This is a genomic window from Saprospiraceae bacterium (genome assembly GCA_016713025.1).
Lineage (GTDB): Bacteria > Bacteroidota > Bacteroidia > Chitinophagales > Saprospiraceae > OLB9.
The window spans coordinates 1,664,649-1,688,567 of the sequence record JADJPZ010000004.1 but is presented as its reverse complement, the minus strand read 5'-3'; the positions used below and the strand labels follow the sequence as shown (position 1 = coordinate 1,688,567).

The 23,919-nt window shown below is 36.7% G+C and carries 19 protein-coding genes and 2 pseudogenes; 11 read left to right on the top strand and 10 right to left on the bottom strand.

Going from position 1 to position 23,919, the window contains the following annotated elements:
- The first annotated feature begins 56 nt into the window (after window positions 1–56).
- From ggt to IPK35_13495, 5 genes and pseudogenes are all read left to right on the top strand, one after another.
- Window positions 57–1,774: pseudogene (gene ggt / locus IPK35_13515) on the top strand (gamma-glutamyltransferase).
- Window positions 1,775–1,977: 203 nt separating this feature from the next.
- Window positions 1,978–2,898, top strand: coding sequence for a DUF58 domain-containing protein (locus IPK35_13510; protein ID MBK8054251.1), 921 nt, complete (start codon window positions 1,978–1,980; stop codon window positions 2,896–2,898).
- A 17-nt stretch (window positions 2,899–2,915) separates the two neighbouring features.
- Entirely contained in the window at window positions 2,916–3,665 is a 750-nt protein-coding gene (locus IPK35_13505) for a polyphosphate kinase (protein ID MBK8054250.1), read from the top strand.
- A complete protein-coding gene (locus tag IPK35_13500; protein MBK8054249.1) occupies window positions 3,658–4,074 on the top strand; it encodes an RNA-binding S4 domain-containing protein in 417 nt (138 codons plus the stop codon). Before IPK35_13505 ends, IPK35_13500 begins: the two co-directional genes overlap by 8 nt.
- A 210-nt stretch (window positions 4,075–4,284) precedes the next feature.
- Window positions 4,285–5,787: an NAD(P)H-hydrate dehydratase gene (locus IPK35_13495; GenBank protein ID MBK8054248.1), complete on the top strand. Its 1,503-nt coding sequence runs from the start codon at window positions 4,285–4,287 to the stop codon at window positions 5,785–5,787.
- Window positions 5,788–6,218: 431 nt separating this feature from the next.
- Here the strand turns inward: IPK35_13495 and IPK35_13490 are convergent, their stop codons facing one another.
- Together IPK35_13490 and IPK35_13485 are read right to left on the bottom strand one after the other, a co-directional pair.
- Entirely contained in the window at window positions 6,219–7,241 is a 1,023-nt protein-coding gene (locus tag IPK35_13490; protein ID MBK8054247.1) for an SMP-30/gluconolactonase/LRE family protein, read from the bottom strand.
- 28 nt (window positions 7,242–7,269) lie between these two features.
- Complete coding sequence (locus IPK35_13485; GenBank protein ID MBK8054246.1) at window positions 7,270–8,184, bottom strand: glycosyltransferase family 2 protein; 915 nt, start codon at window positions 8,182–8,184, stop codon at window positions 7,270–7,272.
- A 274-nt stretch (window positions 8,185–8,458) separates the two neighbouring features.
- Between IPK35_13485 and mqnE the strand changes: the two genes are divergently transcribed.
- The 3 genes from mqnE (at window position 8,459) to raiA (ending at window position 11,256) form a co-directional block, all read left to right on the top strand.
- Complete coding sequence (gene mqnE, locus IPK35_13480) at window positions 8,459–9,664, top strand: aminofutalosine synthase MqnE (GenBank protein MBK8054245.1); 1,206 nt, start codon at window positions 8,459–8,461, stop codon at window positions 9,662–9,664.
- A gap of 100 nt (window positions 9,665–9,764) precedes the next feature.
- Entirely contained in the window at window positions 9,765–10,676 is a 912-nt protein-coding gene (locus IPK35_13475; GenBank protein MBK8054244.1) for a tyrosine-type recombinase/integrase, read from the top strand.
- A 277-nt stretch (window positions 10,677–10,953) separates the two neighbouring features.
- Window positions 10,954–11,256 carry a ribosome-associated translation inhibitor RaiA gene (gene raiA, locus IPK35_13470; GenBank protein ID MBK8054243.1) on the top strand — a complete coding sequence of 101 codons (303 nt, stop codon included), beginning with the start codon at window positions 10,954–10,956 and terminating at the stop codon, window positions 11,254–11,256.
- A gap of 91 nt (window positions 11,257–11,347) precedes the next feature.
- On the opposite strand, the gene mnmD is transcribed toward raiA, so the two are convergent.
- A complete protein-coding gene (gene mnmD, locus IPK35_13465) occupies window positions 11,348–12,004 on the bottom strand; it encodes a tRNA (5-methylaminomethyl-2-thiouridine)(34)-methyltransferase MnmD (protein ID MBK8054242.1) in 657 nt (218 codons plus the stop codon).
- Window positions 12,001–12,351, bottom strand: coding sequence for a bacillithiol system redox-active protein YtxJ (gene ytxJ / locus IPK35_13460; protein MBK8054241.1), 351 nt, complete (start codon window positions 12,349–12,351; stop codon window positions 12,001–12,003). Before ytxJ ends, mnmD begins: the two co-directional genes overlap by 4 nt.
- A gap of 321 nt (window positions 12,352–12,672) precedes the next feature.
- Here ytxJ and IPK35_13455 point away from each other — a divergent pair.
- Window positions 12,673–13,991 (top strand): annotated as a pseudogene (locus IPK35_13455) (peptidoglycan synthetase).
- 5 nt (window positions 13,992–13,996) lie between these two features.
- Here IPK35_13455 and IPK35_13450 read toward each other — a convergent pair.
- The 3 genes from IPK35_13450 to IPK35_13440 all read right to left on the bottom strand — a co-directional run bounded on the left by IPK35_13450 (window position 13,997) and on the right by IPK35_13440 (window position 16,221).
- Entirely contained in the window at window positions 13,997–14,548 is a 552-nt protein-coding gene (locus IPK35_13450) for a CHAP domain-containing protein (protein MBK8054240.1), read from the bottom strand.
- 111 nt (window positions 14,549–14,659) lie between these two features.
- Window positions 14,660–15,232 carry a hypothetical protein gene (locus IPK35_13445; protein MBK8054239.1) on the bottom strand — a complete coding sequence of 191 codons (573 nt, stop codon included), beginning with the start codon at window positions 15,230–15,232 and terminating at the stop codon, window positions 14,660–14,662.
- Entirely contained in the window at window positions 15,229–16,221 is a 993-nt protein-coding gene (locus IPK35_13440; protein MBK8054238.1) for a hypothetical protein, read from the bottom strand. The genes IPK35_13445 and IPK35_13440 overlap by 4 nt, the downstream gene beginning before the upstream one ends.
- Before the next feature lie 108 nt (window positions 16,222–16,329).
- Between IPK35_13440 and ettA the strand changes: the two genes are divergently transcribed.
- A complete protein-coding gene (gene ettA / locus IPK35_13435; protein ID MBK8054237.1) occupies window positions 16,330–18,000 on the top strand; it encodes an energy-dependent translational throttle protein EttA in 1,671 nt (556 codons plus the stop codon).
- A 345-nt stretch (window positions 18,001–18,345) separates the two neighbouring features.
- On the opposite strand, the gene IPK35_13430 is transcribed toward ettA, so the two are convergent.
- A complete protein-coding gene (locus tag IPK35_13430) occupies window positions 18,346–18,600 on the bottom strand; it encodes a hypothetical protein (protein ID MBK8054236.1) in 255 nt (84 codons plus the stop codon).
- Between the two features lie 725 nt (window positions 18,601–19,325).
- Entirely contained in the window at window positions 19,326–20,825 is a 1,500-nt protein-coding gene (locus IPK35_13425; protein ID MBK8054235.1) for a carboxypeptidase, read from the bottom strand.
- Window positions 20,826–21,133: 308 nt separating this feature from the next.
- Between IPK35_13425 and IPK35_13420 the strand changes: the two genes are divergently transcribed.
- Complete coding sequence (locus IPK35_13420; GenBank protein MBK8054234.1) at window positions 21,134–22,894, top strand: ABC transporter ATP-binding protein; 1,761 nt, start codon at window positions 21,134–21,136, stop codon at window positions 22,892–22,894.
- Window positions 22,895–23,157: 263 nt separating this feature from the next.
- Here IPK35_13420 and IPK35_13415 read toward each other — a convergent pair whose 3' ends face one another.
- Window positions 23,158–23,916 (bottom strand): ATP-binding cassette domain-containing protein, encoded by a 759-nt coding sequence (locus IPK35_13415; protein MBK8054233.1) that lies wholly within the window; start codon window positions 23,914–23,916, stop codon window positions 23,158–23,160.
- Window positions 23,917–23,919: the final 3 nt, after the last annotated feature.

Here is a 23,919-nt window from a genome sequence, read left to right as displayed (position 1 = left end):
AACAATAACGACTGTTTTTCTATTTTATTATAACTTTCGCCTTCAAATATAAACAAATGCAAAGATACTCATTTTCATTCAGATTGTTTTATGTATTACTATTTAATGTAATATTTGTTTTTTCATCATGTAAACAGGCTAATCCTGGTTTGCACCAATATGAAATTACAAAATCAGTTATCAGCGATAGTGCTGCTGTAGTTTGTGCTCATCCTGTAGCTGCAAAAGTGGGAGTTGATATTTTGAAAAGCGGAGGAAATGCTGTTGATGCCGTTATAGCAGTTCAACTGGCTTTGGCCGTATGCTATCCCAATGCCGGCAATATTGGTGGGGGAGGATTTATGGTCTTCCGTGGCAGTAACGGCGAAATCAGTGCATTGGATTATCGTGAAAAAGCAGCATCAGCAGCGACAACAAATATGTATCTCGACAGTATTGGAAATCCTATAGTGGAAAAGAGTTTGTTTGGGCATCTTGCTGCAGGTGTACCGGGTTCTGTGGACGGAATGGTCAAGGCTTACGAAAAATACAGTAAACTGAAAGATTGGAAAAAACTTGTCCAACCTGCCATTGATATTGCGCAAAATGGTTTTAAAATTACCCAAAGAGAAGCTGATAATCTGAATGAAGATCAGGAAAAATTCAAAAAATACAATCTTGCATCCACTGCTTTTCAGAAATCTAAATGGGAGGCCGGAGACTTGTTGATTCAACCCGAATTGGCAACCACACTAACCGCCATCAGGGACATGGGCAGGGCAGGATTTTATGAAGGCAAAGTGGCTGACTTTATCGTTCAGGAGATGAAAGACGGGGAGGTATTATTTCTCACCAGGATCTCAGGGATTATAACGCTGCATGGCGTGAACCAGTGGTCACTAATTATCGCGGACACAAAGTCATTTCTATGCCACCTCCTTCCAGTGGCGGCTTATTATTGGTACAATTGCTGAAAATGGTAGAACCTTATGACCTGAGTGCAATGAAGTTTCACAGCCCGGCTGCAGTTCATCTCATAGCAGAAGCAGAGAGAAGGGCATATGCTGATAGGGCAAAATACATGGGTGATCCGGATTTTTATAAAGTACCTGCCGGCAAACTTTCTGATAGTCAATATATCTTATCCAGAATGAAAGATTTTGATCCTAGAAAAGCCAGTAAAAGCGACAGTATTACACCTGGAATGATTGAAAGTGCAGAAACCACTCACATCAGTATTGTCGATGCTGAAGGAAACGCAGTTGCTGTGACCACCACGCTTAATGGTGGCTATGGATCTTATACTGTAGTACGAGGAGCAGGATTTTTACTGAACAATGAAATGGATGATTTTTCTGTAAAACCAGGTGCTCCGAATATGTATGGTCTCGTCGGAGGAGAAGCTAACAAAATCGAGCCGGGTAAACGTATGCTGTCTTCCATGACACCAACCATCATAGAGAAAGATGGTAAACTAAAAATGGTGGTAGGTACACCAGGTGGTTCAACAATAATCACTTCTGTATTTCAGACGATTACAAATGTCATTGACTTTGGAATGGATGCTGATAAGGCTGTACAGTCTCCGAGATTTCATCATCAGTGGTTGCCTGATCAGATATTTGTAGAAAAAGATGCCATCTCTGTATCTGACAGAAAGGCATTGGAAGCTATTGGTCATACATTAAAAGATAGAGGTGCCATAGGAAGGGTAGAGGCAATGGTGAAGAGGGATGTCGGAAAGCTGCATAGTGCTGCATACAGGAGAGGTGAGGAGGATGCAAAAGGGTATTAAAGTATTAAGTAATTCAGGCAGGGCTGAAAGCTATGGTAAAGATCTAAAATGTACAAAATTGATGTTGGATTTTTGGTTTTTATCAAGGCAAAATTTTCAACCATAGTCTTGTCTACTGGGTTAAAATTTTAGTGAAGAAGTAAAACAATATAACAAGTCAAAATGTATAGATTATATCATTACAAACCCTGGAATAATAAAATATGAGTTTTTTTGATAATTTTGATGTCAGGCAAATTGAAAACATTGAGTTGCTTGCCAAACAAGTGGTAGAAGGTTTTATAATAGGTCTGCATAAAAGTCCTTTTCATGGTTTTTCTGTTGAATTTGCAGAACATAGAATATATAATGCCGGCGAATCTACAAAGGACATAGATTGGAAAGTATTTGCAAGGTCAGATAAAATGTTTTCCAAGAGATTTGAAGAAGAAACCAATCTCCGATGCCAGATCATAATAGATTCATCTTCTTCCATGTATTTTCCTGAAGACGCATCTGAAAAGTCACTTAATAAATTGCAATTTTCAGCATTAGCTGCCGCATCCCTGATGAATCTCCTTCGTAAACAAAGGGATGCTTTTGGATTGAGTATTTTTGATGATGAAGTAAAAATTCATACCAAATGCCGGTCAGCTACTACACATTACCGTTTGTTGCTGACTTATCTGGACGGATTGATTAAAGATAACAAACAAGGAAAACATACAGCAACTGCAAAAGCATTGCACCAGCTTGCAGATAGTATTCATCGACGGTCTTTGGTAGTGATCTTCAGCGACATGTTTGATAGTGATGAAACAAGTGAAGATTTATTTTCTGCACTCCAGCACTTAAAGTATGCAAAACATGAAGTACTTTTATTTCACGTAGTAGATAAAAAACGGGAACTTGAGTTCGAATTTGAAAATAGACCATACTTATTTATCGATATGGAGTCTGGAGAAGAAATCAAATTGCAACATCATCAAGTCAAGGATATGTATGTCGAAAAAGTCAATAATTATAAAAACGCCTTAAAAATGAAATGTCTGCAATATAAAATTGAATTCATAGAAGCAGATATCAATGAAGGATTTGCACCGATTCTGCAAAATTATTTAGTAAAAAGAAATAAAATGAAATAACCATTAAATAAAAAGTTATGTCTATAAAATTATCAACTATACCCACAGATGCACCGGAATCAGCCAATAAAAAAAAGATAGAAGCTAAAACGGCAGAATTGGTAAATAAAATCGGGGAAATGCAACATAAACTTTATGCTGAAGGCAAACAAAGCCTTTTAGTTGTATTACAAGGGATGGATGCGAGTGGTAAAGATGGTACCGTAAAAACCGTATTTGCGGATTGTAATCCATCAGGGATTGATGCATATGCATTCAAGAAGCCTACGGAAGTAGAATTTGCACATGACTTCTTATGGAGAGTGCATAAATTAGCACCTCAAAAAGGTAATATTATGATTTTTAACAGGTCACATTATGAAGATATTCTTATTCAGAGGGTCCACAAATGGATCACAGAAGAGAGGGTAGAAAAAAGAATGACTGCCATTAATGCATTTGAAGAACTAATTGAATTTGACAATAACACTAAAGTCTTGAAGTTTTACATGCATATTTCGAAAGAAAGACAACAAGAAAAACTGCAGGAACGTATTGATGATCCAACAAAAAATTGGAAGCATAATCAGGCAGACTGGGATGAAAATGACCATTGGGAGGAATATATGAAATGTTATGAATACGCCATCAACAAAAGTAATATCGAATGGCATATAGCACCATGCGACAAAAGATATTATCGCAATTATTTTATAGCAACCAAAGTCCTTGAAACGCTTGAAGCTATGAATCCTCAATTGCCTACATTAGATAAATCTGATGACTGATCTTAAAAAAGTCAGGATTGATAAATGGCTTTGGGCTGTACGTCTGTTCAAATCCAGAACTATGGCGACGGATGCTTGCAGAGCCGGAAAAATAAAATTGAGTGGAGTATCACTCAAACCATCCTATATGGTCGTCGTCGGAGAAATATTGGAAGTAAAAAAAAATGGATTCAATTTAAATTTCAAAGTGAATCATCTGATTGAAAAAAGAGTATCAGCTACTTTGGCGGCGCCATGTTTTGACGACTTGACTCCGCAGGATGAACTCAATAAATATAAGGATTGGTTTGTCGGAAAGTCCGGAACAGAGTACAGAGAAAAAGGCGAAGGCCGCCCTACAAAAAAGGAGAGAAGGGATATTGATGATTATAAGGATATGTATCTTGAAGATGAAGATGATAGTTTTTAATGACCAATTTTACTTTGTCGCCTTCAAAAATCTAAGTCAATTACACTTTCATCAAATTGTAATCAACAGGAAACCTGATATTTTGTCATAGTTAAAGATAGATAAATGTAAAGACAAGAATCACAACTGTTGGGTTAACCCAACAGTTTCCAATCAACCTGAAAGTCTGTATTATTTGACAAAGTAGAACTAATTATAAACCCATTTTGTATGAAAATCCTTACATCTGCACAAATAAGAGAATGGGATCAATACACCATCACACATGAACCCATTTCTTCCATCGACCTTATGGAAAGGGCATCTCTTTGCTTCGCCCATTGGTTTGAACTTAACTATCCCGACGCAGAAGTACCAATAATTATAGTCTGTGGTAATGGCAATAATGGTGGTGATGGCTTGGCGGTTGCCCGATTACTGAGAGACAGATTTTATGAGGTTCGTGTATATATTTATCGTATTGGTAAAGAAGACAGCGTAGATTTTGATATTAATTTGGGGCGATTGATGAAATGCGGAGATGTGAGTATTGAGTTTATTCATGATCAGTTACCGGTATTTAAATCCCAAGCCATCATCATTGATTCATTGCTTGGCACAGGAGCCAATAAGCCACTTGACGGAATGCTGAAAGAATTGGCTATTCATATCAATAAACAAAACAACACCATCCTTTCTATTGATATTCCTTCAGGATTGCCGGCTGATGGTGTATGCCCCGGAGTGGCGGTTCGAGCTGATCATATATTCACCTTTCAAATACCCAAACGGAGTTTTTTTATCAGAGAAAATGAGAATTTTTGTTCTGGTTGGACAGTTGGTGACATAGGATTGCATCCAAAATTTCCGGAAAGTGCAGCCACTCACCTCTTTTTGATAGACCTTCAATTTGCTAACGAAATTTACAAAAAAAGAACCAGATACCAGCATAAGGGTGATTTTGGCCATGCATTGATTATCGCCGGTAGCGAGGGTAAAATAGGTGCGGCCATTCTCGCTACAAAAGCATGCCTGAAATCGGGTGCCGGCTTGGTCACAGCATGTGTACCGGAGATCGGCAGAGAAATCATACATGAAACTATTCCGGAAGCTATGGTAGTATGCAGTGGATACCTATGCTTCAGTTCTTTTTCCGCTGATAGCGTTGGATTTACTCTTGGCATAGGCCCCGGTTTAGGCACCCACCCAAAATCAATAAAAGCATTAGCCCAACTTTTATCCAGGCAGACTCAACCGTTGATCTTGGATGCGGATGCACTTAATATTCTGGCTACTGATGATGCTTTGTGGAGGTCCGTGCCCAAAAATAGCATCATTACACCACATCCCAAGGAGTTTGACAGACTATTTGGAATCTCAGAAGATGATACTTCAAGACATACTTTAGCCCGAATTAAGGCCAAAAAGCATGGTATTTATATCATACTGAAAGGAGCGTATACCAGGGTTTTTACAAAAGACGGCACAGAATATATCAACAGTACCGGCAATCCCGGGATGGCAACTGCCGGAAGTGGAGATGTGCTTACAGGCATCCTTACATCTTTGCTTGCTCAAAAATACAGTTCAGATAATGCTGCAATACTGGGAGTTTTTATCCATGGCCTTGCCGGTGATCTGGCATTAAAAAAACAAAGTCATGAAAGTCTGATTGCTTCAGACATAATCGATCATATTGGCAAGGCCTTCAAGCTAGTCGTAGCCAGACCATAAGTTGTAAGAAAGAGTATGTTTAAATTTTTATTTTTAAGCGAATGCGAGGAGATTTAATTTTGGTCAAGATGACTGAATTGTCTCGTCTGTGACGAGAATTGAGTAAAATACTTTACTCAATTATGAAGGAACTGCGAGCAGCTGCTCGCAGCGAATATTGAATATAAGTTGGAAGCTAAAGCGAAAAATATAACTCTGGATAAAATTAAATTTGCCGCTTGGAGCCAAATGATAAAAGTTTAAATATCCTCTAGATTTAAGGTCTTATGATATGCCAAAATTGACAAGTTTTATTGCCTGATACAAAACATATTAAGTGCTTTGAAGCAATATTGTAACTTACAGACAAATCAATTTTTATTACCGTTTTACACTGGGCGGTCCAAGATCGTTCAGGCAATCGGATGATCTTGAGACATATTCATTATACACTAATTACCTGTAAATCTACGCAGTTTAACCCTCATCAAATAGTTATGTGCTGTCATGTAAAGATAAGATTCATCATGATCCAATGCACAATTGGCAGTAGCATAGCCGGTATTAAAGGTGCCTAAATGACTTCCATTAGGACTAAATACTAAAACGCCACCAGGTCCTGTAGCAAAAACATAACCCTTACAGCTGATTTTCAGACCATCAGGCAATCCTTTATGCTTAGCTACCATCCATGTTTTGTCTGCAAATAACGAATTGGAAATAATCTTTTTGTTATCATCCAATAAGTACTTCTTCCATATGGCTTTTTCAGGGTCTGAATTTGCGACATACAATATCTTTTCGTCCAGACTTAAGGCTATGCCATTCGGACGAGTCAAAGTACTATCCAAGAGCGTTACTACTCCATCTGAACTAAGCTTGTATACACCATTGAATTTCAGTTCTTTAATACTGTCCTGATCTTGACCAGGCAATCCATAAGGTGGATCAGTAAAAACCATATCGCCATTTTTTGCTATATGCAGATCATTTGGACTATTATATCTCTTATCGTTAAATTTCTGTGTGAGGAACTGAAAACTGTCTTTTGGTGAAGATAATGGAGTTAACATTTTCGCTACCGTACGATTTCCATGTTGACAAAGTATGAGCTCATTATTGGCATTCAGGGCAAGGCCATTGGCACCTTCTTTGCCACCTCGGGTATCATTTATTGTAAATCCTGAAGGATATAAGTAAAGTCTCTTCCCATTTTTTTCATCCCACGAATAGATTTTATTTTCAGGCACATCTGTAAAAATGAGCATATTTTCTGACTTTAACCATAATGGTCCTTCTGACCAGGTAAATCCATCAGCTAAGACTTCAATAATGGATGATGTGTCGACAACGCTCAACATTTCATGATCAAATACTTCTATTTTTTGGATTGACCTTACATGAGTGTTTTTATTTGATTTGCACGAACTCAGGATAAAAAGCAACAGTAATCCGTGTATGATTTTTGTACACATTATTTCATGAAATTTTAATGGTTAATACTCATTTTTTATCTTTTAAACTTTCAAGATTTAAAGCCTTAAGCTTTTCATCAAACAGATGTAGTTTCCACATATTAAATAACGAAACAGATGGATTGTCAGACAGCATATTTTTCTGAATCTTATCTTTCATTTTTGAATAAGTCCATTCAAAAGAGCTTAGCAAACCATAGTTTTTTATATATTCATACCCTTTTGTCAATCTAGTGTTTATGTCTGGAAATTTGAGATAGATCTTAACAAGATTATCTATAGCATTTTCTGTTTTTTTGATAAAAACGGTATTGATTTCAAGCCCATCATGTAGCGTGGGATTATTGATATGTTCTATTTTGATTCCATCCTGCTGTAATTTTCTGGCGTACAACAAATCTTCATAACCATAACCTTCTACTGACTCATCAAACATTTGTTTTGCGAATATTTTCTGCGGTATCAAAAAATTATTGGACTGAAAATTGAGCCAGGCATTTTTTTGTCTTTTTTTAGCAGACAATGCTTCTTTTTTTGTTCCGTATTTCCAATGAAGAATTTTCTTTTTTGATTTAGGTTTATTTTGCTGGTAATTTCTGCCACCATAGATGACAAAATCTTCTTTGGCATGATCGATGTATTGTTTAATAAAATCTTTGGATTTGATCACTGTATCACCATCCAAAAATAATAAATACTCAAAATAAGCTGCTTTGCCCAACCAGTTTCTGATTCGGCTTCGTCCCAGGTTTTCAGGTATTTCAGTGTAATTGATATCAATTTTAAATGCAAGTTCCTGATTAATATCCTTATATTTCTGATCTGAAAAATCATCAAAACAAAGGATTTGATGCCTGATTTTCAGCTTGTTGCATTGTTTGGACAAGGTATAAACCAAAGGTCTGACATCTTGATTGTATATAGGGATAAGGATAGAAAGCATCTTATAGTACCTGCAAATTGATGCGTAAAGTTATGATTTTTTAACCTTAAACAACCGGGTGTATCCCAAAATTCCACTATATTATATAATTTTTAAGTTTCCAATTTAGTGGATTATCCTAATAGTTAATAGTTAAAGGATGGGTCGTCTCAAGCGTAGCTTGACAGGCTCTTTAGGGAATGAGGGTAGCGGGCAGTTGAAACAATTACAGTGCAAAAATGGGATACACCCAAACAACCTTTGTTTTTTTGTGTTTCATTAAAAACCTATTTTTATGCTGACAAATTCAGATCCTGATTTTCTGCTTAAAGCACCAGGCATCTCCATTGAACTCAGGACCATAGCTGAAAAAGTCTTTCATGGCGAAAGAATTTCCAATGAAGATGCATTACTGCTTTTTAATGAAGGAAATATTTCATTCACAGGAAGTCTTGCAAACTACATACGTGAAAAAAAACACGGCAACAATACCTATTTTAACAGGAATTTTCATTTAGAGCCTACCAATGTATGTCTCTATACCTGTACTTTTTGTTCATATTCCAGATTGATCAAAAAAAGAGAAGACGGATGGGAGTATACCCATGACGAAATGATGGAAATGATCAGGAAATATGATGATCGGCCTGTGACCGAAGTGCATATAGTTGGTGGAGTTTTGCCACAATACGATGTGAAGTTTTATACAAATTTGTTTAAAGCGATCAAACAGCATAGACCGGAGCTTCATATCAAAGCATTGACTCCGGTAGAATATCATTATATGTTTAAAAAAGAAAAAATATCTTATGAAGAAGGTATGCAACTGATGAGAGATGCAGGGCTGGATTCTATGCCGGGTGGTGGTGCTGAAATATTTCATCCTGAAATCCGGGATCAGATAGCAGGAGGCAAGTGCAGTGGTGAGCAATGGTTAAGGATTCATGAGATATGGCATGGATTAGGAAGAAAATCTAACGCCACTATGCTTTATGGACATATCGAAAAATATTGGCATAGAGTAGATCATCTTGATCAACTGAGGCAATTGCAGGATAAGACAAATGGTTTTCAAACATTTATCCCTTTGAAATTCAGAAATGAAAATAATCAGTTGTCTCACATTCCAGTAGTATCATCTGTTGAAGACCTGCGCAATTACGCCATTTCAAGGATCTATCTTGACAATTTTGATCACATAAAGTCATATTGGCCTATGATAGGCAGGGATATGGCCCAATTGTCATTGGCTTTTGGAGTTGACGATATAGATGGTACTATTGATGATACCACAAAAATATACTCTATGGCTGGAAGTGAAGAACAAAATCCGGCACTCACCACTGAGCAGCTCGTCAAAATGATAAAAAGGGTAGGACGAAATCCGGTGGAGAGAGATACTCTGTACAATGTAGTAGAGGATTATACCAATGTAGTTTTTCCTGATGATGACGCTTACAAGGGTTATGTTGCATTGCCGGTATTAAATGAGACTACCTGATCACAATTTCATGTGGATTCAATGTTTTTTTTCAAAATATTAAAGTTAATTGGCTTACATATTATATTTATTTATAATTTGTGCCAAAATATTTACTATTTTGATCTTAAAAGAACGCATCTCTGAATTTACAGCATATTTGACAGTTGAAAAAAAATACAGCAGTCATAGTACAGCGGCATATACCACTGATCTTGAGCAGTTTACTGATTTTTGTTTTCGTACTTTTGAAACTCAAAGAGTGCCTGATGTCAGTCATCTTATGATCAGGAGCTGGATGGTAAGTATGATGACTGAAAAAATCAATACAGCGACTGTCAATAGAAAAATCTCAGCATTAAGGACATTTTTTAAATGGTTGATAAAAAAAAAGTATACTACAAATAATCCCATGCAAAAGGTAATGGCACCCAAAAAAGCAAAACGACTGCCGGTAATAGTAAATGATGCCAATATTGAAAGGCTGCTCGAAGATAACCTTACTTCAGATACTAAGCAGGACGTTTACTCTGAAGTGAGAAATAAATTTATAGTAGAGCTACTGTACTCTACAGGCATAAGGCGTGCAGAACTTGTGGGTATGAATGTCCAAGATATTAATTTTGCCCGTGGTGAAATCAGAGTGACAGGAAAAGGAAATAAAGTGCGCAGTATACCTATGACAAATGACTTGACTGACTCAGTACAACATTATTTGACTGTGATGAACCATTCGTTTACTGAAAATCCGGAGAATGCACTTTTTCTGACACAGAAAGGGAACCGTATTTATCCCAGGTTGGTACATACGATTGTGCACATGAAGCTTTCAGGGGTGACTACTCTGGAGAAAAAAAGTCCTCATGTATTGAGACATTCATTCGCAACACATATGCTGGATCGCGGAGCTGAGCTAAATGCCATCAAAGAGCTTTTGGGACATGCCAATCTTGCAGCCACTCAGGTATATACACACAATAGTATTTCAAAGTTGAAAGAAGCATATGGTAGAGCGCATCCAAGAAAAAATTGAGGCAGATGTTTTTAATCATAATGATATATGATATAAATCAATGAGAGGTTGTTATGAAGTAATTAAATCTAAATCAATATGTTAAAGATTCCTGCATTTATTAAGTACAATTAAAAATGTTAATTTTAGAACTTAAGCTTGTTTATTTGATTTATTTTACATATCTTTATTCATACAAAATGTCATGAAGACTATGTTTTGAATATCAGTAAATCAGAGGTGAGAGTACAACACTAAATTTGGAATTTATTTTTTAACAATAAAATTTTTTTGAAGTATGACAGTTACATTTCAGACGGTGCATTTCACCGCCGATCAAAAATTGAAGGATTATATAAGTGATAAGCTTCAAAAACTGGATAAGTTTTATCCAAAAATTATTCAATCCACAGTGTACCTTAAGCTTGAGAATTCCGGTCAGGTGAAAGACAAAGTGATAGATATCAAATTAACTGTTCCCGGCAGTACTTTGATGGCATCCAATACAGAGAAAACATTCGAGGCTTCATTTGATGAAGCTTTGGAAAATATTAAAAGACAACTTAAAAAGCTCAATGATAAAGCTCAGGCTGTCAGATAGTATGGAGAGTATATCCGATTCGGGACGTACTTAAAAAATAATTCTGTAAAAAAAATAAAGGGTTGAATTTCAACCCTTTATTTTTTTCTCTTCATTCTGGCTTTAATGCACGAGTCATTTCTCTTTTACCTGGTGGTCCTGGTATCTTTTCTACTGTGAATCCTGCTTGTTTTAAGTTTCTTCTGAACTGTCCTTGAGCGCAATAGGTAACCAACAATCCACCCGGAGATAGGATTTTAAACATTTTGTCCATCATTACAGCTTCCCAAAGTTCTTGCTGTGCTCCGGGACCAAAAGCGTCATAAAAAATGACATCATACAAGTCATCATTCTTATAATCCTGCAACTTTGTTTCAATTTTTTGCACATTGAAATGGGGCGACAAAGTTACTTTTTGATTCCAGGGTGCATGGTGTATTTTTAGAAATAAGTCTTTGGAGCCCAAAAAATCGGCAAAATTTAATTGTGTAAAATTATCTTCCGAAATCGGGTAAGCTTCTATTCCGGTGTAAGAAAGATTCACATCTTTTTCTTCGGCCCATAGAGCAGTCATAAATGCATTCAAGCCAGTACCGAAACCCATTTCTAAAACTGAAATATTGTTCTTTTTACTTTGATATAAATATTCAAGCCCGGCTTCTATGAATACCACTTTACTTTCAGTGATGGCACCATGTATGGAATGGTATGTAACCTGGAATTTTTCTGAAACAACAGTATGAGACCCGTCGTCGGAAGTTTTGATCATAAAGATGGTGTGGTGCCCCAGAGTAAACTTTCTTTCAGTTCATTGACAGAAATATCAAAATGCGAAGCATCATAAATACATTCTTTATTTCTAATGAGCAATATTTGAGGTGATTCGTGGTGGACACTTAACTTTTCAGCAATAGCATCGGATACATTTCTATACTTTTTTAGGTCAAGATAGTAGATATCCAAATCATCCAAATCCCAGTTTTCTTCCAATCTCATCTTTGCCATGTGACTGATAGAACAAGTTGTACTGTGTTTGAAGATTACAATGTTTTTGGACATCGACTCATGCAACAGCGTATCTAAACCCTGCAGAGAGTCTAGTGTTTTCCAAACCATAAATTTTATTATTTTACTAAAGAGAGGTTGATTTTGATTGGAGATTTTAGCTCGTAAGGACAACCATATCCTCCTCTGTTACATGAAGAAAATGTAACGGATAAAACAAATAAGCCTATGGCCAAAATTGCAAATTTCCTATTTCTATTAAACATAATATTTTGAATCTTTGAATGAAACAACGTAATTGAATACAAAAATATTGCAATATGACCATATAAAAGTAAATATTATCACCAAATGTCAAATGTTTATCTAAAGTTTAACAATTATTGGGTCATTTTAAGTGCCTTTTTTACCTTTGATCTTCAAAATTAATCCGTGAGAATACATCTTATAGCTATAGGAGGTGCAGCGATGCATAATATAGCACTTGAACTGAAAGCCACAGGACATGATATATCAGGGTCAGATGATGAAATATATGAACCATCATTGACCCGCCTCAGAAACGCCGGGATTCTTCCCCAAAATTTTGGCTGGAATCCTGAAAAAATTTCACAAGAAATTGACTTTGTTATCCTAGGCATGCACGCAAAAGCTGATAATCCGGAACTGATCGCAGCTCAATCTTATGGCATTCCAGTGTATTCTTACCCTGAGTTCATATACCGGCATGCTTTTGACAAAAAAAGGGTAGTAGTAGCCGGAAGTCATGGTAAAACTACTACCACAGCTATGATATTGCACGTGCTCCAAAAGCATAGGCTTGATTTTGATTATCTTGTCGGCGCTCAATTGGAGGGCTTTGAGCGGATGGTCAAACTCACAGATGCACCGATCATCATCATCGAAGGAGATGAATATTTGAGCAGTCCTATTGACAGAGTACCCAAGATCCATCATTACAAACCCCATATTGCTGTGATTACCGGTATTGCTTGGGATCATATGAATGTATTTCCTACTTTTGATAATTATAAAGAACAGTTTCTGATTTTTATCAAATCAATGGAACACAACAGCCAACTTTTTTATTTTGAACCTGATGCGGTGCTCTGTGACATAGTGGAACAATCAAAACATCCTGAAGCCTTGCCCTATAACAGTTTGAAAATCAATCGGAAGTTGTATTTGAAGATAAAACCTATTCGATATCTACGATTGGTGAGCATAACTTGCGCAATATGCAAGCAGCAATGTTGGTATGTCGGAGTCTAGGTATACATGGCAGCGAATTTATGACTGCCATCATGGATTTTAAAGGAGCGAGTAAAAGGCTGCAAAAAGTCACAGGAAATGATAAAAGGGTAGTATATCTTGATTTTGCCCATGCTCCCAGTAAAGTCAAAGCTACCACAGATGCATTTAAAGAGTGGTTTGGCACTAAGAAACTACTTGCGGTACTGGAATTGCATACATTTTCGAGTCTGAATAAAGATTTTATTCCAAAATATGCCGATTCCCTGAAAAGTGCTGACAAAGCCATTGTGTTTTTCAATGAACATACGCTGAAAATGAAAAACATGCCACCATTGGATGAGTCATTTTTGATGACATCATTTGGTCATTCACACCTGGAAGTATTTACTGATGAAAAAAAACTAAAAAACCGTATTACAGATAAAGAGTTTGAGTACCACAATATTTTATTGATGACCTCCGGCAATTTTAATAAGATGGATATGGATTTCAGTTGACTGGATTATTCTTTTCTCAACCATCCGAGTATGTTGTAGTCTGCTATGGTCCAATACTGATAGAAATTGACAAGCGGAATTTTAAGCCTGGTTTTGTACCCCATATTTTGCTGAATCAATTCGATTTCATTTTCACTTACTTTAGAAATAATGGCTACATGGCCAAAATTATTTCCGGGATAACCATCATATACCAGGAGGTCATGGACCTGAGGTTTGTATTCGCGGACATTTCTGTATTGCATCAATCCCCTTTTTTTGTTGAAAGCTTTGTCAGGAAGCGATTTGTCAAAAAAATCTTTGGCATGACCAAAAGCATTTGGCATTTTATGGTCAAAAACCTGGTAATAATATCTTTTTGCAAATTCGACACACTGGAACTTTAATCCAAGGTTATATCCATCAGGGGTCACATTCCGTCCGGACACATGAGTGAAGTCCGGACCATTGAAATAAACAGCCACACCATTAAAAGCATCTATTTTATTTCCAATAGAATTTGATACATCAAAACTTGAAAATAAAAATATTGAAATACAAAAAATATATAACTTCATCAGAAATGTATAAATTTTTGAGCAAAGGTAGGAATACGGTTTGTATTAATTAAAAAATTAATATATTATTTTGTATGTTATTGATATTTATGTTGTTCAGCAGCACATTTTCTATTGATTATGGTCGGGTGCCGCCGTCTGAGTGTGTCCCTGACCTTGTAAATTAATTCTTGAAGCCAGGGCTTCAGATATTTCTATTTCAATGATGGTTGCCTGAATTTTATATCTTTTTATTACATCTCTTACGAGATAATCCCTTACGACAAGTATGAAAGTTATATTTTGATCTTGATTGGTTAATGGAAATATTTTCATAAGAACCGGATCAAATCCTTCCCCTTTTAATTCCAGTTTGCCCACTTCATCTATGACGAAAAAGTTATGCTTGTTATTGTAGAAATTTGAAATCAGGTGATTGCCCAGGTCAAAAATATTCTTGTCAAATTGATAAGGTCCCACTTCAACAATTTGTTTTCCATCAGATGGCTTTTCAAGTTCGAAAGGCAAACATTCTTTGGTGTCCAATCTGAAAAAATGCCTTCTTCCATTGATGTCAGGTGTCAAAAAACCACCGCAATCATTTCGATTTTTCAGTTGGTTCACTAAAAAAGTTGTTTTACCACTTTTTACCGGGCCTGTGAATATAATAATGTTGGATGTGGTCATTTGATCAGCATGATTCATTTTTTATACCTTAGGGACAATTGCAGCAAGCCCAAAATATATATCTTAAATTTTTGAAATCCGCTGTATTCCCTATTTACAAAATTGACGAGTGAGATGGCTTTGGAGGTAAAATCCGGAATATCATTGACAATCTCTTTAAATAGTGCCTGATTCTTAAGTGTTTTGTCAGTGGAATATTTCAAAATGAAAGATTTGATGATCGGACCGACAATAAAAATAAGTCCAAAACTCACAAACAATGATCTGACAAAAATGAAGAATATAGATGAAGCCGGCATTTCCGGCACCAGCAACTTGATGATAAAAAGTATAACCGCCAGTATAATATATCCCGACAAAATGGCTAATAATCCTTTTTTTCTGACCACATGCGGTGATAGATTCGGACTGTCAGGAACTTTTAGTTCCGGTAGCCACAATCGATCAGGAATAGACGGCAGCCACCATCCTATGGCAATGCCAACAGCTATATGGACAACAATATACAATCCAAATACACTGATTACCAATGAAGGAAGATCGCTCAATCCCAGAGATTGTGCCAAAGCAAGGGCCGCTTTGTCAATGGCTTTCATAAAATTTGTCCCATATATCAGCATCATAATCAGTATACGTTGTACAGCTGACTCAAGCATACAGATGACACTCAGCAAAAAACATTTTATCTTAAAGTGGTTGTTGGTTTTAAATAGAAAATACCCGAGATATGCCTGAAATACCACCGCCACATATGCCTGCCAAGGAGAGTGCGGACTGACAGTAAACTTTACCAACACCACCACACCCAATGCTTTTAATATGGTCAGTCTGTTATTGGTGAAATATGACAACAATGCTATGCAGATAATGGCAATACCACCTACAAAAATACCTGTAAAAGGCAATTTGAGTGCATGTAAAATGCCTCCGATTCCCGATTCGGCAAATGCCCATAACAAAATCAGGCCATTGGGATTGATATCTTTGCGAAGATCGTTATTTTCCAATTTGTGTGTGTCAAAATGATAGCGAAGGTAAGGAGATATTTTGTATTTTGATTCAAATTATTTACAATAAACCTTACCTTTGCCTGCTTTTTAAAATGAAGTAAAATTATGGCAGACAATAAGGTGATTTTTTCTATGGAAGGTGTTACGAAGACCTTTCCACCACAAAAGACAGTATTAAAAAATATCTGGCTTTCCTTTTATTATGGAGCAAAAATAGGGGTCTTGGGTCTCAATGGTTCCGGTAAATCCAGTTTGCTCAAAATCATAGCCGGACTGGATACCAATATTCAAGGTAAAGTAACTTTTGACAAGGATTATAAAATTGGTTATCTGGAGCAGGAACCTCAGCTTGATGATAGCAAAACGGTACGGGAAGTGGTAGGAGAAGGTGTACAGCACATTATGGATACAATTAAGGCGTACGAAGATGTCAACAATAAACTTTGTGAGCCACTGGATGATGACGAAATGATGAAAGCTATTGAAGTTCAGGGTGAACTCATGGAAAAAATGGATCATTACGACGCATGGAATATAGATCATAAACTGGAGACAGCCATGGAATCACTTCGCTGTCCCGAAGGAGATGTTAAAATCAGTGTCTGTTCCGGCGGTGAAAAACGCAGGGTGGCTTTGTGCCGGCTGTTGCTTAGTCAACCTGATATCTTGTTACTGGATGAACCTACCAACCACCTCGATGCTGAGTCAGTACACTGGCTCGAGCAGTATCTCAAAAACTTTCCGGGTACAGTGATCGCTGTTACCCACGACAGATATTTTTTGGATAATGTGGCAGGATGGATTCTGGAGTTGGATAGGGGTGAAGGCATACCTTGGGAAGGCAATTATTCATCATGGCTGGATCAGAAAGCTAAGAGATTAGCTCAGGAAGAAAAGACAGAATCAAAAAGACGCAGGACTTTGGAACGCGAATTGGATTGGGTAAGAATGGGTGCTAAAGGGCGGCAGGCCAAAGGAAAAGCCCGTCTGAATGCGTACGATAAACTACAGAATGAAGAAGCCAAAGAAAAAGAAGCTAAACTCGAACTCTTTATACCACCGGGCGACCGCCTTGGGGACAAAGTGATCGATATCACTGGTGTATCCAAAGCATACGGGAAAAGGGTTCTAATAGATAATTTCAATTGTTCTATACCTAAAAATGCCATCGTAGGCATCATTGGTCCCAACGGAGTAGGTAAGTCCACACTTTTCAGGATGATCATGGGTGTAGAAAAACCGGATAGTGGAACTATTACCATCGGTGATACCGTGCAACTAAGTTATGTGGATCAATCACATGCCGATCTCAAGCCGGATCTGACAGTCATGGAAGCGGTAGGAAAAGGACAGGAACTGATCATGGTAGGCAAAACACAGGTAAATGTCAGGGCCTATTTGAGTAAATTTAATATCTCAGGATCAGATCAGCAGAAAAAAGTAGGTGTGTTGTCAGGCGGTGAGCGCAACAGGGTGCATCTGGCTATGACGCTCAAAGAAGGTGGTAACGTATTGCTTCTGGATGAACCCACCAACGATATCGATGTCAATACCTTGCGTGCGCTCGAAGAAGCCATTGAAAGTTTTGCGGGTTGTGTATTGGTCATATCTCACGACAGATGGTTCATAGACAGATTGGCGACCCATATCCTGGCATTTGAAGATGATTCGCAAGTGGTATTTTTTGAGGGCAACTTTAGTGATTATGAAGCAGCCAAGATAGAGAGATTGGGCAATGTGACACCGAGGAGGCCGAGGTTTAAGAGTTTGTTGTAAGGGTAAAAAAAATAAAGTTATGCCGGAGATTAGTAGGTTTTATGGAGTAGTAATTTATATGTATTTTAAAGACAATGTTGTTTAGATAAGAAAAAAAATGTGCTAAAATATTATGATATAAAGGATAATACATTTGTATTTGCAATATATAAAGGAGTATTTCCTACCAAAAGTACAACAAATTTTTGATTATCGGTTAACATTTTTAAAACATATAGCCCATGAGTTCGACGACGAGCAATTTGAATTCCGTTCTAAGGACGGTATTAAAAAAGCCTTCAGTAGGGTTAAGTTCTTCACTGTCAAGAAGTTAGTGGTGCTTCTTATGCTTCTTAAAAATTCTTATCAATCGGAATTAGATCGATTTTGCAAAAAAAAATCATAGTCTGAACCCGGAATCATCAGATAATCTCCTTTGTCTAGACTTACTTTTGAATAATGAGTCATTTGACCTAAAGGAAGACCACTCGTGGTAGTCACTTGCTGACCCACTGTACAATATTCGATGACAAATTCGGTCCCAAAGTTTATCGCTTCATGCAATGCATGATCTGGTCCCGCCAAATCGAGGATATGGATGTGCCAAAAGTAAAAAGACATATTTTGTAGACATATCTTACTATTTACACCGCAAAGGTAAGCTTTAAAAGAGATACGTAAAGGACAGTAAATGGATATATTCGGTCATTGGGTGAGTATGAGTATATAAGATAAAGTAATTTTACAACTTTGGATATTGATTTTACCCAAATTTGGGTTTGTTTACTTTTACAGCAAAGGGTGAGATTATGATTATCCTTTGATTTTTCGTCGTGGATATGCGGTGTATAATTTAATTTATTATCTCACCACAGGATGTTTGATAAGTGTTAAATCAGGATGCCTTCAACAATTCAATATTTCACCTTTTTATACTCTAAATTTATTGGTTTCCGAAGAATAAAAACTCATCTACTATTGCATTCATTTTTTCGTAAGGACGAAGTTTATGTATACCCAAAGCGGTAACACGAAACTTGTCTTTAAAGTGATTTAAAATCAGGAAATTTATCATCATTAACATTTATCGTCTTTATTATGACGAGAGAAATATTTTTATTTTAAAGACATGAGTACCATCGCCTTTAGAAAAATAAATTCTCATCTGTATATTTTGATCATTTCCTTGGCCTTAGATACAATACCCAATAGATAAAGTGTAATTTTGGGATACATTCATTTATCTTGGAAATAAAAAAATGCTCTTCAAGATGAACAGGTTTTTTTATTCACCGTTATTCTTCTTTTGGTCACATGTGTAAGGATATTTCCGTCATACAGGGATTTCAGTATTTAGCTGACTTGCCATTGGAAATGCTATTTTTGATAAATTCCCTTATATCATCTGTTGATTTTGCAAGATCTTCTTTTCTCAGATACATCATGTGACCGCTGCGGTACCCCTTGAATGATAATCTTTCTTTAAGCTTGCCGCTTGGATCAAGTTGCCACATAGTATATTTAGCATTAAAATATGTAGTAGCTCCATCATAATATCCAGATTGAAACATCACTTTGAGATAAGGATTCTGAGCCATTGCCTGCCTTAGATTGTCACGCGTATTATCATTTTCATTATTCCAGGGGTGAACATCTCCAAACATCATGTATTTGACATCGGTTTTAAGATTGAGTTCCGTCCTGAAATAGTGGTTGATGGCGGGAGTAAATGAGTGAAGCCATGATGTCAATTCTGCGCTGTAGTCGGGAGCATCACCACTGAGTTTTCTGTCTATACCAAGATACCTGGAGTCGAGTCGGCCCACATTAAAACCTTGATTATCTTTTAGGAGATGTTTCCAGAAATATGAAGTTGACACTGTCAGGTTGTTTTCAAGATAGTCCGATTCCGAAAGACCAGTATATCTAGCCATTTTTTTAGCCATTTCTGCTATTTTTTGTTGATCTACAAATCCACCTCTCACCAAAACAGGTACTAACTCATCAATTGCAAATTTTTCTACTTCAGGTAGAAAATCATCAAGATCTTTGGCTTGAAGCTCAGATGGCAGCATCTTATGGTGCCATGCAGTTGCAGCAAAATAAGGTATATTTAGGGCATCACTCACAGGATTGTCCACTCTCAATACTTTGTAGTCTGCAGGAGAGACCATAATGACACCATTGAGATACATCCATTGTCTGTTTTGCAATTCAAGAGCAAGTCCCGCAACTCTTGTACCGCCATAACTTTCGCCTATGAGATATTTTGGTGATGGCCATCTGTTGTTTCTGCTTATAAAGGTTGTGATCCAGTCCGCAAGATATTTTATATCAGCATTAATTCCGAAAAATTTGCTTTTGTCCACATCTTTGCCTGTGAGGGGGATTGTCCTGGAGTAGCCGGTATTTACAGGGTTTACATAAACAATGTCGCAGACATCTAACAAAGAATGTGGGTTTTCCTTAAATCCATAAGGTTGTACAGGATATCCTTCGTCATCTATTTTAAGAATTCTCGGACCAGTGTAAGCCAGATGCATCCATACTGAAGCTGATCCAGGTCCACCATTGAAAGAGATCAGCAATGGTCGTTCATCATATGATTTCACCCCATTACGTTTGTAATATGTATAATGGCAATACGCTATTTCTTTGCCATCTTCACCCCAAACCGGCTGAGTACCGGTAGTTGCTGTATATTGTATCAAATTTCCCTTGATGGTAACCTGATTCTGTGTAGTGACCTCCATATTGTAGCTCATCACCCTCTCTTGGCTGAACACGTAAAATGGTATTAAAAAGACCGCACTTAGGATTAACTTTGAAAATATGGATTGTTTCATGATTGGAATTTTATTTTTATAATAAAAGCATATAGTGACAAAAGTATGTATTCTTAGCAATATTCAAATTTTTTTTTTGAAGAAAATACATTTGCAGTACAAAGGAAAATTAAACTAAAGGATAATCTGAACATGTATTATACATCTCCGGCAAACTATGGTACACTCATCTCTTTAAAATTTTGAAATAAACAATTTAGTTAAAAATCTCTTATATTATACTATTGGCAACACTTTTTGCTTTCAAATGATATATCTTGATCTGATTGTTTGGGTATCAAACAATATCCAATAATAAAAATGACCCTATGGCTTTGTTTTTCCAATATCTGAAAAATTATAAACTACTTATTCTTCTTGCTTTGTTGCTGGCAGGAATTAATCAGGTCTTTTCTCTTCTTGACCCTTATATTTTTGGCAAAATCATCGATAAATTTGCTTCAAAGCCACATTCTTATTCTCAGGATGCATTTATTTCCGGAGTAGGATTACTAATATTAGCTGGTATAGGAGTAGCTATGGTCAGTCGCATCGCCAAGGCTTTTCAGGACTATGTGACCAACCTTATCATTCAGCAATTTGGGGCCCGAGTATATACTGATGGGTTAAAACATTCATTACAGCTTCCTTTTCAACAGTTTGAAGATCAAAGGAGTGGAGAAACACTCAACATACTACAAAAGGTGAGATCAGATTCTGAAAAATTTATTTCCAATTGTATCAATATTCTTTTTACATCATTGGTGGGGATCATTTTTGTGATGATTTATGCCTTTTCCGTTGAACCCAGGCTCATATTTGTATATTTTGCAGCATCTTTTTTACTTTTTTTTCTGACTAGTTTTTTAAGCAAGAAGATCAAAATAATACAAAAAAGTATCGTCAAAGAAACCAATATCCTGGCCGGTGCCACTACTGAAAGTTTAAGAAATATTGAGTTGGTCAAGAGTTTGGGTTTGACAAATCAGGAGATCAAAAGACTCAATGTATCCACAATGAAAATCCTCCAATTGGAATTAAAAAAAGTGAGAGGTATCAGGAGTATTAGCTTTGTCCAAGGCACTTTTGTCAATTTTCTCCGCCAATCTATTATGTTTTTTCTCCTTGTTCTCATTTTTAAAGACCAGCTCAGTGTTGGGCAATTAATGACCTTGCAGTTTTATAGTTTTTTCATTTTTGGGCCATTGCAGGAAATGGGAAATGTCATTTTGTCCTATAGAGAAGCAGAAGTATCTTTGAATAATTTTAAAACCATCCTCAATACTCCAATTGAAAAACGACCGGAAAACCCAGTAAAAATCAATGAGCTGGAAACTTTTACCTTTGACAAGGTATCATTCAAACATAAGTCAGGAGCCACTTATGCTTTGAATGATATAAGTTTCGATGTTCAAAAGGGACAAACTATTGCTTTTGTAGGACCATCAGGTTCTGGCAAAACAACATTGGTAAAACTTTTGGTCGGTTTATATTCCGCTGAAAAAGGACATATACTTTATAACAGTTTAGATTCAACCGTTCTGGATATTGAGGAAGTTAGAAAACAGATTGGTTTTGTTACGCAGGATACCCAGCTATTTTCGGGTACAATCAAAGAAAACTTACTCTTTGTAAATCCTGGTGCAACAGATGATCAAATCTCGGATGTGCTCCAAAAAACAGCCTGTCAAAATCTTTTGGCAAGAAGTGAAAACGGTATAAACTCCATAATAGGAGAGGGTGGTATCAAAATTTCGGGTGGAGAAAAACAAAGATTGTCCATAGCGCGCGCACTGCTCAGGAACCCTAAACTCATCGTCTTTGATGAAGCTACTTCTGCTTTGGATTCAATCACTGAAACAGAAATTACCCATACTATCAAAGAAATTGCATCAACTAAAAAACACATTATGGTTTTAATTGCACATCGTCTTTCAACTATAATGCACGCTGATTTAATTTACGTTCTTGAAAAAGGACATGTGATAGAGACTGGTACACATGAAGAACTTCTGGTAGAAAAAGGTTTGTACTATGCTATGTGGCGTCAGCAAATCGGAGAGCGAAAAAATGAATTGACGTTAGTGTAAATAGATATACATTAGATGATAATACACCAATTTTGGTTTATCATTCGATGATCAAAAGTTGCCTGCCAACTATGGCAATAGCCGGGCAGGTGCACTAAATAAGGATTGTTTTGAAGTCAGGTTCATAATATATAGATTGTAAAGCAATAAAAATTTAAAAACTCTTACTATAAATTGAAGTAGACTCAGTCTTGTAATTTTAAAATAATTGCTAACTGAGTTAAACCCGATGATGACAAATGTCAGAAACAATGGAGTGCATGCTACTTTTTGATACTTTCTACAAGTTTTTGTAGAAATGGGGATGCAAATATGAAATCATGCAAAGTTTCATTTTCATCAGCCAGAACCTGATCCTTACTTCCTGACCAGGCGAGGTGTCCTTTTTCGATGAGACATATATTCTCGCCGATCTCCATGACAGAGTTCATATCGTGGGTATTTATGACCGTGGTCATATTAAAATCTTTTGTAATATCCTGAATTAATTCATCAATGGTGATTGATGTCTGTGGATCAAGGCCTGAATTTGGTTCATCACAAAAGAGGTACTTGGGATTGAGGACAATTGCTCTTGCTATTCCCACTCTTTTTTGCATGCCTCCTGAAATTTCGGAAGGAAATTTTTTATTGTTGCCACTAAGACTTACCCTTTCGAGACAATAGTTAACACGGTCGGTTTTTTCCTTGAGTGATTTGCTGGTGAACATATCTAAAGGAAACCTAATATTTTCTTCTATTGTTAATGAATCAAAAAGTGCATTTCCCTGAAACAACATGCCTACCTGCATCCTAAGGCTTCTCAAAGCATTTTTGTCTGCTGTTACCAAGTTAGTGTCAGAGTACCAGACGCTTCCTGAAGTAGGTTTAAATAAGCCAACGAGGATCTTTAGCAACACTGTTTTGCCTGAGCCGCTCTTACCTATCACGAGATTTGTTTTTCCTGCTTCAAATGTAAAGTCAATACCCTTGAGTACTTGCTGTTCTCCAAAATTTTTAAAAATCTTTTCTGCTCTTATCATATT

What these genes read in the sequence shown, in the direction of transcription:
- raiA (MBK8054243.1), top strand. Translation starts at nt 10,954, where the DNA reads ATGACAGTTACATTTCAGACGGTGCATTTCACCGCCGATCAAAAATTG.
- IPK35_13495 (MBK8054248.1), top strand. Translation starts at nt 4,285, where the DNA reads ATGAAAATCCTTACATCTGCACAAATAAGAGAATGGGATCAATACACC.
- IPK35_13450 (MBK8054240.1), bottom strand. Translation starts at nt 14,548, where the DNA reads ATGAAGTTATATATTTTTTGTATTTCAATATTTTTATTTTCAAGTTTT.
- IPK35_13505 (MBK8054250.1), top strand. Translation starts at nt 2,916, where the DNA reads ATGTCTATAAAATTATCAACTATACCCACAGATGCACCGGAATCAGCC.
- mnmD (MBK8054242.1), bottom strand. Translation starts at nt 12,004, where the DNA reads ATGATCAAAACTTCCGACGACGGGTCTCATACTGTTGTTTCAGAAAAA.
- IPK35_13425 (MBK8054235.1), bottom strand. Translation starts at nt 20,825, where the DNA reads ATGAAACAATCCATATTTTCAAAGTTAATCCTAAGTGCGGTCTTTTTA.
- IPK35_13415 (MBK8054233.1), bottom strand. Translation starts at nt 23,916, where the DNA reads ATGATAAGAGCAGAAAAGATTTTTAAAAATTTTGGAGAACAGCAAGTA.
- IPK35_13485 (MBK8054246.1), bottom strand. Translation starts at nt 8,184, where the DNA reads ATGCTTTCTATCCTTATCCCTATATACAATCAAGATGTCAGACCTTTG.
- ytxJ (MBK8054241.1), bottom strand. Translation starts at nt 12,351, where the DNA reads ATGGTTTGGAAAACACTAGACTCTCTGCAGGGTTTAGATACGCTGTTG.
- IPK35_13430 (MBK8054236.1), bottom strand. Translation starts at nt 18,600, where the DNA reads ATGTCTTTTTACTTTTGGCACATCCATATCCTCGATTTGGCGGGACCA.
- IPK35_13420 (MBK8054234.1), top strand. Translation starts at nt 21,134, where the DNA reads ATGGCTTTGTTTTTCCAATATCTGAAAAATTATAAACTACTTATTCTT.
- IPK35_13445 (MBK8054239.1), bottom strand. Translation starts at nt 15,232, where the DNA reads ATGAATCATGCTGATCAAATGACCACATCCAACATTATTATATTCACA.
- IPK35_13500 (MBK8054249.1), top strand. Translation starts at nt 3,658, where the DNA reads ATGACTGATCTTAAAAAAGTCAGGATTGATAAATGGCTTTGGGCTGTA.
- mqnE (MBK8054245.1), top strand. Translation starts at nt 8,459, where the DNA reads ATGCTGACAAATTCAGATCCTGATTTTCTGCTTAAAGCACCAGGCATC.
- IPK35_13510 (MBK8054251.1), top strand. Translation starts at nt 1,978, where the DNA reads ATGAGTTTTTTTGATAATTTTGATGTCAGGCAAATTGAAAACATTGAG.
- ettA (MBK8054237.1), top strand. Translation starts at nt 16,330, where the DNA reads ATGGCAGACAATAAGGTGATTTTTTCTATGGAAGGTGTTACGAAGACC.
- IPK35_13490 (MBK8054247.1), bottom strand. Translation starts at nt 7,241, where the DNA reads ATGTGTACAAAAATCATACACGGATTACTGTTGCTTTTTATCCTGAGT.